This is a genomic window from Planctomycetaceae bacterium (assembly GCA_021371795.1).
Taxonomy (GTDB): Bacteria; Planctomycetota; Phycisphaerae; order Sedimentisphaerales; family UBA12454; genus UBA12454.
Genome location: JAJFVK010000024.1, coordinates 45,112 through 59,102, shown reverse-complemented (window position 1 = coordinate 59,102; position 13,991 = coordinate 45,112). Strand labels below are relative to the sequence as shown.

At 45.4% G+C, this 13,991-nt stretch carries 11 protein-coding genes; 3 read left to right on the top strand and 8 right to left on the bottom strand.

What is annotated here, in order from left to right; translation table 11 throughout:
• Positions 1–9: 9 nt before the first annotated feature.
• The 6 genes from serS to LLF92_11950 form a co-directional block, all read right to left on the bottom strand.
• Positions 10–1,281, bottom strand: a complete 1,272-nt coding sequence (serS, locus tag LLF92_11975; protein MCE5341823.1) for a serine--tRNA ligase — start codon at positions 1,279–1,281, stop codon at positions 10–12.
• A gap of 31 nt (positions 1,282–1,312) precedes the next feature.
• On the bottom strand, positions 1,313–2,632 hold the full coding sequence (locus tag LLF92_11970; GenBank protein MCE5341822.1) for a beta-ketoacyl-[acyl-carrier-protein] synthase family protein: 1,320 nt from the start codon (positions 2,630–2,632) through the stop codon (positions 1,313–1,315).
• Between the two features lie 36 nt (positions 2,633–2,668).
• Positions 2,669–3,976, bottom strand: coding sequence for a beta-ketoacyl-[acyl-carrier-protein] synthase family protein (locus LLF92_11965; GenBank protein MCE5341821.1), 1,308 nt, complete (start codon positions 3,974–3,976; stop codon positions 2,669–2,671).
• Positions 3,973–4,464 (bottom strand): beta-hydroxyacyl-ACP dehydratase, encoded by a 492-nt coding sequence (locus tag LLF92_11960; protein MCE5341820.1) that lies wholly within the window; start codon positions 4,462–4,464, stop codon positions 3,973–3,975. The genes LLF92_11965 and LLF92_11960 overlap by 4 nt, the downstream gene beginning before the upstream one ends.
• 127 nt (positions 4,465–4,591) lie before the next feature.
• A complete protein-coding gene (locus tag LLF92_11955; GenBank protein MCE5341819.1) occupies positions 4,592–4,981 on the bottom strand; it encodes an acyl carrier protein in 390 nt (129 codons plus the stop codon).
• Positions 4,982–5,016: 35 nt separating this feature from the next.
• On the bottom strand, positions 5,017–5,487 hold the full coding sequence (locus tag LLF92_11950; protein ID MCE5341818.1) for a beta-hydroxyacyl-ACP dehydratase: 471 nt from the start codon (positions 5,485–5,487) through the stop codon (positions 5,017–5,019).
• A 257-nt stretch (positions 5,488–5,744) separates the two neighbouring features.
• On the opposite strand from LLF92_11950, the gene LLF92_11945 reads away from it, so the two are divergent.
• Complete coding sequence (locus LLF92_11945; GenBank protein ID MCE5341817.1) at positions 5,745–8,180, top strand: GEVED domain-containing protein; 2,436 nt, start codon at positions 5,745–5,747, stop codon at positions 8,178–8,180.
• A gap of 29 nt (positions 8,181–8,209) precedes the next feature.
• Here the strand turns inward: LLF92_11945 and LLF92_11940 are convergent, their stop codons facing one another.
• Positions 8,210–9,508, bottom strand: coding sequence for a pyridoxal phosphate-dependent aminotransferase (locus LLF92_11940; GenBank protein ID MCE5341816.1), 1,299 nt, complete (start codon positions 9,506–9,508; stop codon positions 8,210–8,212).
• A gap of 96 nt (positions 9,509–9,604) precedes the next feature.
• Entirely contained in the window at positions 9,605–10,444 is an 840-nt protein-coding gene (locus tag LLF92_11935) for an AraC family transcriptional regulator (GenBank protein ID MCE5341815.1), read from the bottom strand.
• Between the two features lie 115 nt (positions 10,445–10,559).
• Here LLF92_11935 and LLF92_11930 point away from each other — a divergent pair, with 115 nt between their 5' ends.
• Positions 10,560–13,211 carry an FAD-dependent oxidoreductase gene (locus tag LLF92_11930; GenBank protein MCE5341814.1) on the top strand — a complete coding sequence of 884 codons (2,652 nt, stop codon included), beginning with the start codon at positions 10,560–10,562 and terminating at the stop codon, positions 13,209–13,211.
• Positions 13,208–13,990, top strand: a complete 783-nt coding sequence (locus tag LLF92_11925) for a 3-ketoacyl-ACP reductase (protein ID MCE5341813.1) — start codon at positions 13,208–13,210, stop codon at positions 13,988–13,990. The genes LLF92_11930 and LLF92_11925 overlap by 4 nt, the downstream gene beginning before the upstream one ends.
• The last annotated feature ends 1 nt before the right edge of the window (position 13,991 follow it).

The window sequence follows — 13,991 nt, the reverse complement described above, 5'->3', positions numbered from 1 at the left end:
ATTTTTGAATTACTTTGTAATGCGTTCCATTCCACCCATATACGGCCGTAAACAAGCAGGTACCGTAATTGAGCCGTCGGCGTTCTGATTGAGTTCAAGAACAGGAATCAAAACTCTCGGCGACGCGATAACTGTATTGTTCAGCGTATGGCAGAACATATTTTTCTTCGTTTGGTTGTCTTTGTAACGCAGATTAAGTCTTCTTGCCTGAAAATCGAAAAATTTGCTTGCGCTGTGCGTCTCGCCATAGCCTTTTCTCGACGGCATCCACGCTTCGATATCGTATTTCTTTGCCTGACCTCTGCCCAAGTCGCCTGTGCAGACTTTTACAACGCGGTAAGGAATTCCCATCGCCTGCATAACGCCTTCGGAGTTCGTCCTGATTTCCTCGTGATATTTCGCGCTTTCGGCAGGGTCGTTTGTGCAAATCACAACCTGCTCGACTTTATCGAACTGGTGGATTCTGTACAAGCCGTAGGTATCTTTGCCCGCTGCGCCGGCTTCTCTGCGGTAGCAGGTACTCAAGCCGACGAATTTTTGCGGCAGTTTTTCCTGCGGCAGAAGCTCTCCCATGTGATAAGCCGTCAACGGAACTTCAGCAGTACCGGCAAGATTTAATTCATCGCGTTCCAGACGGTATGTCTGCTCTTCAGAGCCGGGATAATAACCAGTTCCTGCCATCGCTTCATTTTTCATCAGCATCGGCACCGAAAAAGGAGTGTAACCTTTGCTGACCATATAATCGACGCAGAAACGGAGGATTGCCCAATGCAGCATTGCGCCTGCGCCTTTGAGGAAATAATTTCTTGTGCCGGCAATACGCACGGCTCTTTCAACGTCTATAATATCCAACGCCATGCCCAGCTGGATATGGTCTTTCGGCTCGAAATCAAATTGACGAATCTCGCCCCATTTTGCGATTTCGACATTCTCTGTGTCATCTTTGCCAAACGGTACATCGTCATCAGCAGGCTGTGGAACCTGAAGCATCAATTCGTCATACTCCGGTTGAAATTTCTTTATCTGGTCGTTAAGAGATGCTTCTTCGTTTTTATATTCTGCGAGTTTGTTCAGCAGATTTTGTTTTTCATCGCCGGCAAGTTTTGGAATAGATTTGCCGAGCGTATTTTTGTCAGTTGATATTTCCTGAAGGCGTGTCTTTGCTTTGCGGATATCGCCGTCAAGTTGAAGGAGTCTGTCGATATCGACGTAGAAATTTTTTGCTTTGCAGGCTGTTTTAAACGGCTCTGGATTTTCACGGATTAGTTTAATGTCAATCATAAGAGAACCGATCAATTGGAATTAATTTTGGTTAATTTTCGTACCGTCTTATTATAACAACATTATTCTGGCCGCCAAAGCCAAAAGATTCTTTCATTGCGATATTTATTTCGGCTTTCCTCGGCTTATTCGGCACATAATCGAGGTCGAGTTCCGGGTCAGGGTCGTTATAGTTAGTCGTCGGCGGCAAAACACCGTCCCGCATAGCCAAAACACAGCTAATCAGTTCCGCCGCACCGGCCGCGCCGATTAAATGCCCCATCATACTCTTGATACTGCTGACAGGCGTGTTTTTCGCCTCTTCCTTAAAGACCGTTTTCAATGCCCGCGTTTCAATGGAATCATTTTCCGATGTGCTTGTCCCGTGCGTGCTTACATAATCGATGTCTTTATTCGTCAGATTGGCGTCTTTTAGTGCCGATTCAATTGCCCCGACTGCTCCACGAGCATCTTCGTGCATATCTGTAACACGGAAAGCATCGCTGCTGCTGCCGTAGCCGATGACTTCGGCCAGAATTTCAACTCCGCGTTTTTTTGCGGATTCGAGCGTTTCGAGAATAACAATCGCAGCGCCTTCGCCGATTACAAATCCGTCTCTGCTTTCAGTGAATGGCCGGGATGCGGTTGTCGGGCTGTCATTTCTTGTCGAAAGGGCGGTCAGTCTGTTGAATCCCATAATCCCCAACGGATGAATCATGGAATGAGCGCCGCCGGCAATCATTATATCAGCGTAACCTGATTGCAAAATTCTGAACGCTTCGCCGGTAGCCTGCGTGCTTGCCGCACAAGCCGTCAGGCAGCTTCTGACCGGTCCGCGTGCGCCGGTATAAATTGAAATGTGCGCCGCCGGCATATTCGGTTCCTGTTCAAGTTCAAAACTTGGCTGCATTTTGCCGGCAGAATATTCGTGCCATTTGCTCCAATCCATCGTGTTGGTCGATTCGTTCCAGCCCTGTACGATGGAATTGAAGAATATATCTGTATCAACCGGCCCTTCTCCTGCGCCCAGATAAATGCCCATTCTCCTGCGGTCAATGCCGTCAGTCGGGCTGTCTGTTTCGATATCGATTTTCGCCTGCTTACACGCTTCGTTTACTGCACCGAGTGCGAATTTGCTGTGGCGGTTGCCTTTGCTGTGCAGTTCGGGATGTTTGGTGTATTTTGTGAAGTCGTAATTTTTTACTTCCGCGCAGAATTTTGTCGGATATGTCGATGCGTCGAAGATGGTAGTCTTATCCATTCCGCTGCGAACGTTCAGAATCCCGTCCCACATCTCGGCGACACTGTGCCCCAGCGGACATACGATTCCCATTCCAGTTATCACAACACGATTTTTTGTTTTATCATTCATTTCGCTTCACGCTTCACGAGATACGCTTCACAACGTTTAATTTTCATTTTTAAGTATCACAGCGGCCGTCTGTCCGCCATAAGTATAAGCAGTGCAAAGAACGTAATTGATTTTCTTTTTAATCTGTTCTTTGACGATATTCAGTTTACATTCTTTATTTACGGTTGTGCAGTTTTTGGCCGCCGGTATTATACCGTCGTTAATCGCACAGCACGCTACGATAAAATCGACTGCGCCTGCTCCGGAGCCGCTGTTGCTTACCATGCTTTTTGTTGGAAATACAGGAATTTTTTCGCCGACAGTTCCCAGAGCGTTGCGAATACCTGTCGCTTCTGCGATATCATCAGCGACAACACCGGTTCCGTGCGGAATAATTAAATCGATTTGTTCCGGCTTAATCTTCGCGTCGGCAAGTGCCGCTTCGATTGCGTATTGAACGCCTTTGCCGTCCGGCTCGAGTGCTTCATATTTTGTATTGATGCTACAACTTTGGCCGATGCCGGCAATTTGTGCATAAATTTTCGCGTTGTGATTTTTCGCTCTGTCCAAATCTTCCAGCACAACACAGCCCGCCGCCTCGCCGAATATGCAGCCTTTTGCGTTTTGGTCGAACGGCCGACACGCTTCTGTCGGATTGTCATTGGAATCGTCATTAGCGCGTTTGAGCAGCGATTGTCTCATGTGTACGATTGGATTTACTTTTGATTCGCCGCCGCCGGCAAGTGCCAGCTCCGCATCGCCGCGTGCGATAATTTGATACGCTTCGCCGATGGCTAAAAGTCCTGCGCTTTCCGCACAGGTTATAGTATTGCTCGGCCCCTGAAGATCGTGAATGATTCCGATATGACAGGCCAGCATATTTGGTAAGTATTTCAATAGCCAAAGGGGAGTTACTGTTTCGATGCTGTCGGTTCCCCATTTTCGTATATCGAATTTTCCGTCAACAACGCCTTTGGCGATTGACGGCGAGATTTCGAGAAGGTCGCAACTAATCGAATTTGCGCCGAGAATAATCGCACTGCGTTTCGGGTTAATTGTAATACTCTGTTCGTCGTCGAACGCTTTTGTTTTTAGTCCTGCGTCTTTGAATGCTTCGTTTGCCGCGATAATTGCGATTTCAATATCGCGAGACATTAACTTCGTTGTCTTGCGAACTGATTTTGGCACATAATCGCGAATGCTGAAATCCGGAATTTGACCGGCGATTTGGCATTTGAAGCTTGACGGGTCGAACGATGTGATTCTGCTGATACCGCTTTTGCCGCTGCAAAGGCCCGCCCACAAATCTTTATAGCTCAAGCCCAGACAAGTTGCGGCTCCGAGTCCTGTAACGCAAACCGTCATTTCGCTGCTCCCCAGGCTGGTGCATCAATCCCCGATGCCCTCAAAACAACCGCGAACAAATCCGTGAATACGAAATTTTCTTCGGGGAATTGTTTGCCTGCAAGATTCTGGTCGATATGACTGAACATCAAATCGATTTCAGCGATTAGCTCCTCGCCGCAGGTGATTTTGCCTGACGTCGATGCCGCTTCCGGTGCGATGGATTCTATTTTTGCGTGAATCTTGAGTGTGTCGCCGGGGCGAACGAAATTAAAGAATACCGCCTTACTGATTTTTGCGAGAATTACCTTTTCTTTGAAATTTCTTGCCTGTCCGACAAGAATTCCCGCCGTCTGCGCCATTGATTCAATCATCAGGCACTCCGGCATAATCGGAAATCCCGGAAAATTATCGTGCAGATGCTCCTCTGCCATAGTTACATTTTTTATGGCTACAGCATTTTGGCCGCTGTTAAACTCAATAAATTTGTCAATCCATATCCAACGCATAGTTTAGTTTAAAAATTAAAGTTTAAAAATCAAAATTAAGGAATCCCTGCGGGATAGGTTCTTATATTAAAGCCTTGGCCGCAAGGCCGAATCATTAATTTTGCATTTTAATTTTTGATTTCCTTTTTTATTTTAGTTTGCCTTCAACGAAATTAACCAATACGTCAACTGTGAACAAATCGCCGATTTTGCTTATCGATGGGTCATCGACAAAATCCGTGAAATCGGTATGCGGCATACTTTTCCTCAACTCTTCAATACCCAGATGAGTGAGTTTGCCGTTGCTGACATAATCTTTATTGGTAATAATATTTTCAGCCGGGAAAAGTTCCTCGCGCGGTATTTTTAAACTGAAGGCCTTTTCCATACGGAATACTATATCAAGAAAATCGATGCTCTCTGCGCCGAGGTCGCCCATCAGCTTTGCTTCTGGTGTAACTTCTTCTTCGTCAACTCCAAGAGCATCAACCAGCACTACTTGTATTTGCTTAAAAATTTCATCCCGTGTCATTGCCATTATTGGCCTCCGTAAAAAAATTAAATCCTAAATTACTATCTTGTTAAGAGTTTATAACGTTCTTTCAATTTTTCAATAATATGCGAATCTTCGAGAGCAAGTTTATGGTCGCGTTCTGCGAGGTTAAAATGCCGCAGACTGAATCTTGCTTCGACGATAGCCTGACCGTCATTGCAGACTCCAACTCCCAAAAACGAGCTTAGGTTTTCTTCGATGCTTTTAGCCGTTACGGTATATTGGATATTCATCCCCGGAGCGGCAAAGCTTTTGTATTTTACATTTTTTGCTTGAGTTAGCAATACCATACTATGCGCAAAGTTTTCGCTGTGCCGAACAAGCCAGCAGGCCGATTCAACCAGCCCTTGCAGCAGAAAAACGCCCGGCAGCACCGGAAAAATGGGGAAATGGTCGCTCAGGTACTCTTCCGACAGGGATACATTCTTGACCGTCTGTATCTCTTTACCGGCTTCTATTTTAACTATTTTATCAATTAGTATAAATTTCATTACAAGTTTCCATACTTTTCTGTATGCGTCATTCCCGCACGAGCGGGGAACCAGATTTAATAGAAACAGCAGATTCTACAAATATTATTCGATTTTTCCAGCTTTTTTTTACCCTCTTTTTTTTCTGGACACAAAAAAGGGCAATTTGTATAATTATAATTTAGTATTTAGGAGGTATAGGAATGAGAAGGTGTTATTTAGCGTATGTGTCATTATTGATTGTGTGCTCATGTTCATTTCTCTTTGCGCAGGAGAGTGTGAAGAATACTGAATATGTAGAAGTGCAAATTGTTCCTTCCCAAACATTTTCACTTGAAGATATTGAAGCTTTGCCGTTGGCTCCCGGCAGCGAAATTGAATATTTCGACAACGGCTCTGTACGTTTACAGATTTTAGCGGAGCTTGCGAATCAGCTTGCCGATAACGGAGCGCAGATAAGAATACTCCGCGAGTTTCTTTTGGTTGAGCCGCTCCTTGGCCTGAATTCCTCGCAGTCGGCATCCGAGATAGCTTGTGAATATGCCGATGAAGGGATGGATGTATATCTTCGCTCTACATGGAAATACAGCTATATCAATTATAATGGCTTTCCGTACCCTTATACCGTTACAAGCATTGATTTGCATTATCAGGTAGTGGTGCAGGGTAAAGTGGACATTGATTTGGAAAATGAAACTGGTTCGATAACCCATAATTTAGAGGAAAATTTATTTTCATCTGTCAATCGTACTGTTACCGGCATTTCAACTTTCAATGGTCAGCCTCTTGCGCAAGCGTGGGGACTGCGGGGGAAAGATTATTATAGCTATACAAGCTACATCGACTACTGGTGGATTAAATTGTATTATGACAGCGGCATTGATTACTGTTCCGCACTGGCTTATTTGACAGACTATGAATATATAAGCCGTGTTGTTGTCGGCTCTATTGACAACTCTACCGGTTCGACTGGCTACGCTGATTATACAAGTCTCTCAACGTCGATGAATATTGGCACAAGTTATCCGATTACAGTAACGAATGGCAAGCCTTATGAGAACGACCAGTGCGGCATTTGGATAGACTGGAATCACGACAATGATTTCGACGATATCGGCGAAACTATCACGACTGCCGGCGCTCCTGCCGGGCCATACACCGCATCGATTACGCCTCCTGCGGACGCAGTTGCCGGCGATACAACTATGAGAGTGCGCATTGTCGATACTTCGGAAGATGCCCTTGCTCCTTGTGGTTCGGTTCTGTACGGCGAAACGGAGGATTATACGATTAATGTTGTTTCTTCTGCTGTGCAAAAATACTCCGGCGGAACAGGTACTCCGGAAGACCCATATCGTATCGCAACCCCGCAGGATATGAACGCCATTGGCGCCAATTCCGAAGATTGGGCGTCATATTTCAGAATGACAGCGGATATAGATATGTCTGTCTTTGCGCCAGATAAATATAATATCATTGCACCGGATTACAGGTATCCATTTACAGGTGTTTTCGATGGCAATGGTTGCACTATATATAATTTTACTTATATTAAAGCGGCAAGCAACGTTGGGCTTTTCGGCTACATCGATGATGGCGGACTTATTATTAATGTCCACTTAATGAATGCACAAATTGATATTGGTTCAGGAAACGGCGCAGGTATTCTGGCTTGTCGTGTTGTAGATGCCAATGTTACCGGATGCAGCGTTTCCGGTTCTTCGATAAAAGGCAATCAATATATTGGTGGAGTAGTGGGTTATAATTATGGCAGGCTGTCTCTTTGTTATGCAGATAATATTGAAGTAACCGGTATTCGAAATGTCGGCGGACTTGTGGCCACAAATCAGTCGGATGGCGAAATAATTCAGTGTTTGGCTAATGTCAATGTTATTGCGGATAATTATGTTGGCGGACTTTCCGGCGACAATTATGGTCAGATTTCGGAATGTCTTTCGAAAGGCAGTGTTTTAGGCAGAGATGGCGGCTCATTTGCGAATAAAAGTGCCGGCGGTCTTGTCGGAGATAACTCAAAAAATGTTGTAAATTGTTATTCAAACGCGAACGTTACCGGCGATTCACAGGTCGGCGGTCTTTGCGGAACAAATGCATCGTCCTCTGTGGTCGCTATAATAGAAAATTGTTATTCGACTGGTGCAGTAAATGGTTCCTCAAATGTCGGCGGCCTGGTTGGCCTGGATTTTTCAGAGCCTGACGGCGAAACAATTAATTCTTTTTGGGATGTGGAAACCAGCGGCAGGCAATCGAGTTTTGGCGGCACCGGCCTTACTACGGTACAGATGAAAACTGCCTCGACATATAAAAATGTCAATTGGGATTTTGTGAATATCTGGCGGATTTGCGATAGTACAGATTATCCGAAATTCCAGTGGGAGCCGGTTTTGATTGGTGATGTTGCATGTCCTGACGGCGTAGATTTTATTGATTATTCTTACTTTGCCAAACAATGGATGCTTACAAAACTGTCTTTCGATACCGCACCGGACGGCGGCGATGGCATTGTGAACTTTCTGGATTTCGCAGATTTTGCCGAGAACTGGCAGGGCGATTACAACCAGCTTTATGAATTCGCCAATCAATGGCTGCAAAGAGGAATGTATAACGCCGATATTGCACCAATTCCGTCATCTGACGGTATTGTTGATATAAAAGATTTGGCTATATTTGCCACAAACTGGTTGGCTGAACTCTAAAGTTGCCAAAATGAATTTTGGATGTTCCATTAAGAGTTTAAATATGCCTTAATGCTTTCAGCAATTGTCTGCCACGTCCACAGCCGTTTTTCGTCGTCGCTTTCCAGCAGTGTTACGCGGAAGCCTTTAAGGTTGCAGCAGAACCCCGTCAGCGGAACTACACAAATGCCGGTTGCTCCCAGCAGATAATAAACAAACCGCTTGTCAACTTCAACGCCATGCACTTTGTCTTCGACAAATTTCTTTGCATCGGGATTCTTTATTGGCAGTGTCTGACTGCTTTTGAGCGAATTATCATCGAACAGGATTGTCATATAAAAAGCGCCCTGTGGTTTGACAACTGTAACTCCCTTAACCTTCGATAAGATATCCGCCGCTTCCTGTGCTCGCCTGCCGTACATAAGGCTTCTCTGCTTCACATGATCCTCGTATCGGCTGTCTCCCATAACAAGCGGGATAGAAAACTGCGGCAGACTCGTCGAGCAAACCTCAAGCATCTTGGCGTTGATAATACTCTTGATATATCGGCGGAACATCGGAAATTTATCCTGATTGAAAATCTCAATCCAGCCGCAGCGAGCGCCCGGCCATGGATATTCTTTTGATATGCCACGCAGTGCGATACCCGGCACATTGTCGATTACCTGGCTAAGGTGCAAAGTCTGGCTGCCATTATATACAAGACTGATATAAATCTCGTCACAGACGATAAACAATTTATAACGGTGTGCGATGTCCACCATTTTCTTGAGTACATCAGGCGGATAAACCGCGCCTGTCGGGTTGTCGGGATTGATTAACAGTATTCCCGCGATGGAATCGTTGTATTTAACTTTATTTTCCAAATCATGTAAATCCGGCATCCATTTATTGTGCGGGTCAAGCGAATAAGTCAGATGTTCATAACCTGAATGAGCCGCTTCAGCCGATGAGTGCGTCGAATACGCCGGCGACGGGCCGATTACGCGAGCTTCGCGTTTAAGGAATCCGAAAATTTTTGCGACAGCATCGCCGAGTCCGTTGAATAAAACGATATCGTTGCTGGTGATTTGGCATCCGCCTCGCTGGTTGACCTGATTGGCCAGAAACTCTCTGGTCGCCAATACGCCCGCAGTTTCAACATAGCCGTAGGTTCGGTCTTCGCTGACGAGTTTGGTAACGATTTCTTTTATCCACGCCGGCAGTTTTTCGCCTTTCTGGATAGGGTCGCCAATATTTTCCCAGGTGATATTTACGCCGAGTTTGGCAAGTTGCTGCGCAACGGCCACGATTTCGCGTATTTCGTAGGTTAGCTGCTCTGCGCCTTCATGAACTATAATTCTTCGCAATGTAATAATCCTTAAATATTATGCTTACCTTGTAAATCGGTATTCAATTCCAAATATAATAACAAAATTGAAAAAAAATACAAAAAATTTAGCATTTTAATGTTCAGTTGCCTTGTTTTTCAACGACAAAGGCGTTGCCTTGTAAATGCTTTTAAATGCCCGATAAAATGTCGATAAATCCTCATAACCTGCTTCAAAAGCGATTGACGCGATAGATGCATCCGTACCGATTATTAGTTTTCTTGCTTTTTCGCATCTTTTCTGGTTGAGAAATTTGACAAAACTTTTGCCGGCCTGGATTCTGCATAGTTTTGTAAATTGCCTATGGGAAACGCCGGCCATTTTTGCGGCATCATTCAGTGAAAACTGTTCGTGTGAATTGGCTGCGATATACTCAAGGGCGGCCTGAACTCTGGCGTTGTTGTTGTTTGTGTGTAAATCGGTATTTTGCGAAAAAACAAGTTTCGCTCGGTATATATTCAGCAGGGTGATGTTAAAAATATGATTTATACCGAGTTTGTAGCCGGGCGGTTTTTTCAGTTGTTCATAGAGCATCTGCCTTAAATTTTTCCTCGTCTGCTCGGCGTAATAAAAAGGCAGCACAAACGGCTCGTTCGAACTAAAGAGATAATCGACGATATATTTGTTAGCGCCGGTTTGAGCGACATCGAAATAAATCGAGAACACGGTCATTTGCTTTTTTGGTTTGTCTGAAAATTTATGTAAAAGTCCCGCATTGAGCGCAACGATTGTGTCAGGCTTCAGGTCGTAGTTTTTGTCCGCCAGTTGTAGAATGCCATGTCCCGATACGACAAAAAGTATGCTTAAATAGTTATGGCTGTGGAAGTTATGTCCGCTGTCAGGCCGGTTAATTCTGCTCTGAACGATTATGCCGTTGTCTGGAAGTGTAATTTTATTGATATTTTCACTTTTCATAATATGTTATTATATCAATGGTTATAGTAAAAATCAAGAAAAATGCCTAAAACGCAAATCCAAATTTACCGTTTACGCAAAGACATAATCGCTTCCTGTGTTTAGACTTAAACGTATGAATGACTGGAAATTTAAACTTACAGACGTTAATGGTTTCAAATCTTTATGCGGCCAAATCGGCTGTAATATTGATGCGACAGAAGATGTTTCAATTTTGGCAGAACCTGTCAAGGCGGGCGGTTTATTGATTCCCAATTCGCTGGCCGTTCACCCGATGGAAGGCGCGGACGGCGATTCGCTTGGCCGACCGTCTGAACTTACGATGCGACGATACAAAAGATTTGCTGCCGGCGGCGCAGGCCTGTTGTGGGCAGAAGCGATAGCGGTTGTCCCCGAAGGCAGAGCGAACCCCAGACAGCTTTGGCTCAACGAACAAAGCAAAGACGATTTCGTGCAGATGGTCAAAATGATGCGCGATTCCGCAAAGCAAAGTATGGGGCAAAACCATAATCCTGTAATCGTCGCGCAGTTGACCCATTCAGGCAGATACAGCAAACCGACGGGCACCGCAAATCCGCTGATTCTACAAAGAGACCCGTATCGTGATGCGCTTGTTCCGGAACCAAAACCTAATACGAACAAACAGAGCAAGGTTACAGATGATAATATCGTAACTGATGAATACCTTGATAATCTTCAGCTTGCTTATGTCAAAGCCGCCCGACTTGCCTATGAAGCGGGTTTTGACGCGGTTGATATTAAATCCTGCCACGGTTATTTAATTAATGAGATTTTGGCAAGCAGAAACAGAGCCGGCAAATACGGCTGGTCTTTTGAAAACAGAACAAGATTTCTGCTTGAGGTTGTTGACAAGATAAAGGCTGAACTCGGTGGCAAAATAGAAATTTGTTTGCGTCTTGGTTTTTACGATGCGATTCCATTCCCGTACGGCTGGGGCGTTGACGAGAATGATTATACAAAGCCGGATTTGACAGAGCCGAAGAAATTAGTGAAGCTGTTAATGGACAGGGGAGTAAGGCTGATTAATTTTACGATAGCCAATCCTTATTATAATCCGCACGTCGGCAGGCCATTCAATCTGCCGATTAAAGGCGCGTATGAAGAACCGCATCATCCATTGCAGGGGGTCGAGCGGTTGATAAATCTTGCCGGCGAAATTCAAAAAGAATTTCCCGATATCGCGATTGTCGGCACAGGTTATAGTTGGCTGCGTGAGCTTATGGGCAACATCGCCGCCGCAAGCAAACAAACCGGCAAATCGAAAATCATCGGCGCAGGCCGAATGGCGTTCGCGTATCCCGATTTCGCAAAGGACATTCTCACAAAAGGCAAACTCGACAAAAACAAAGTCTGCGTCGGATGCAGCGCGTGCACACAATTGATGCGTGACGGCCAAACCGCAGGCTGCGTTGTCCGCGACAATAAAATTTACGGCCCGATTTTCAAACACGGCAGAATGAGCGATAAAGTGAACCTGCAAAGGCTTTCGCAGAATTGTTTGCAATGTCAGGAGCCGACATGTCAGCTTGGCTGCCCGGCGGGAATAGATATTCCCTTGTTCATAAAGCAGTTTCTTGCCGGCGATGAGGAAGCCGCATACGAGACAATCCGCAGTGCGAATATTTTGCCGGAGGTTTGCGCATGGCTGTGTCCGGTTGAGCAGCAGTGTCAGGGAAATTGTCTGCAAAAATTCATAGGCGATGCCGCGCTGCCGATTGCGGACATTCAAAAATATTTAGCCGAGCAGGCAAACAAAAACGGTTGGTCGAAAATCAATGTACCAGAAAAATGCACCGGCAAAAACATCGCAATCGTCGGCGCAGGCCCCGCCGGACTTTCCGCCGCTGCGACGCTTCTTGAAGCCGGCCACAAAATCACAATTTTCGATAAAGCAAAAGATTTGGGCGGAATGATAGAATCCGTCATACCTGCCGAAAGGCAAAATATTGCGTTGAAACGGGAAATCCAGGCTATTTTCAAAGATGTCCCCGATTCAAGAATGACTTTACGATTGAACACGGCAATAAATGAGAAATTTAATCTCGATGATATTATGAAAGAAAATTTCGACGCCGCGTTTGTCGGTCTTGGTTTGCCGAAAGGCGCAAATTCAAGTTCTGAAAAGCTCGATGGCTTGTACGATGCTCTGGAGTTTTTAAATTTTGCAAAGCAGCCGACAGCCCCGAACCTTGCAGGCAAAAGAGTTGCCGTAATTGGCGGCGGGAATACCGCGATGGATGCCGCGACAACCGCCAAACGTCTCGGCGCAGAGGATGTTTATGTAATTTACCGCAGGTCGTTTGAACAGATGCCCGCCTGGTCTGCCGAGCGCGACAGGGCGATGGAGCAGGGCGTGCATTTTATCGTGCTTACTCATCAGTTGGGTTATGAATCGCAAAACGGCAAATTGACAGCGGTCAAAGTTTGTCCGACAAAATTATCTTCGCCGGACAAATCTGGAAGACGCAAACCTCTCGCAGATGAAAAAAATGCTTATAAATTGCCGATGGATATTGTTATAGAAGCGATTGGCCAGACTTCGGACGAGTTAATTGAAAAAATACTGCCGGGCGTTGAAATTGAAAACGGACTGATAAAAACGTGTAAAAACAGTTTCGCGACTACCCGCAAAAATGTTTTCGCCGGCGGTGATTTGGTCAGGGGTGCATCGACCGTTGTCGCCGCGGTTGCTGACGGAATGAAGGCGGCAAAAGAAATTGACGAATTTTTGAAAGGTGTAAAATGAAAGATAAACCTGTTGCAATAGTAACCGGCGCAAGCAGGGGCATAGGCAAAGCCGTTGCTAAAGAACTTGCTGAATTAGGCTATAACATTGTTATAAACTATTTTGACTTCAAAGACGGCCAGCCGGACGATTTCGCAGCCGAGCAAACGCAAACAGAAATTAAAGGCTGCAAAATTATTCGCGGCGATGTCAGCAAGGCCGAGGACAGAAAACAGCTTGTAGAATTTGTGAAGAAAAATTTCGGACGCTGCGATATGCTTGTCAATAATGCAGGTGTCGCGCCGGCAAAGAGAGTCGATATTCTCGAAGCGACAGAGGATAGCTTTGACCGTGTAATGAATATCAATCTCAAAGGCCCGTATTTCCTCACGCAGCTCGTGGCCAACTGGATGATTGAACAGAAAAAACAAAATCCCGAACGAAATTTCCGCATTGTCAATACTGCGTCAATGTCATCTTATACCAGCAGTCCCGCAAGAGGCGAATACTGCTTGAGCAAGGCGGGCGTCAGTATGATGACGATGCTATACGCCGACAGACTCGCGGAATTCAACATCGGCGTTTTTGAAATTCGTCCCGGCATAATAATGACGGATATGACAAGTGTCGTGAAAGAAAAATATGATAAACTTATCGCCGAAGGTCTTTTGCCGACGAAACGCTGGGGTTTGCCGGAGGATATCGCAAAGGCGGTTGGTGCGGTAGCTGAAGGGCGATTGGATTATTCAACAGGTCAGGTAATAAACGTTGACGGCGGATTTCATTTCAGAAGGCTTTAAA

Excerpts from the sequence above, each read along its gene's own strand:
- serS (MCE5341823.1), bottom strand. The coding sequence starts at position 1,281 with ATGATTGACATTAAACTAATCCGTGAAAATCCAGAGCCGTTTAAAACA.
- LLF92_11970 (MCE5341822.1), bottom strand. The coding sequence starts at position 2,632 with ATGAATGATAAAACAAAAAATCGTGTTGTGATAACTGGAATGGGAATC.
- LLF92_11965 (MCE5341821.1), bottom strand. The coding sequence starts at position 3,976 with ATGACGGTTTGCGTTACAGGACTCGGAGCCGCAACTTGTCTGGGCTTG.
- LLF92_11960 (MCE5341820.1), bottom strand. The coding sequence starts at position 4,464 with ATGCGTTGGATATGGATTGACAAATTTATTGAGTTTAACAGCGGCCAA.
- LLF92_11955 (MCE5341819.1), bottom strand. The coding sequence starts at position 4,981 with ATGGCAATGACACGGGATGAAATTTTTAAGCAAATACAAGTAGTGCTG.
- LLF92_11950 (MCE5341818.1), bottom strand. The coding sequence starts at position 5,487 with ATGAAATTTATACTAATTGATAAAATAGTTAAAATAGAAGCCGGTAAA.
- LLF92_11935 (MCE5341815.1), bottom strand. The coding sequence starts at position 10,444 with ATGAAAAGTGAAAATATCAATAAAATTACACTTCCAGACAACGGCATA.
- LLF92_11930 (MCE5341814.1), top strand. The coding sequence starts at position 10,560 with ATGAATGACTGGAAATTTAAACTTACAGACGTTAATGGTTTCAAATCT.
- LLF92_11925 (MCE5341813.1), top strand. The coding sequence starts at position 13,208 with ATGAAAGATAAACCTGTTGCAATAGTAACCGGCGCAAGCAGGGGCATA.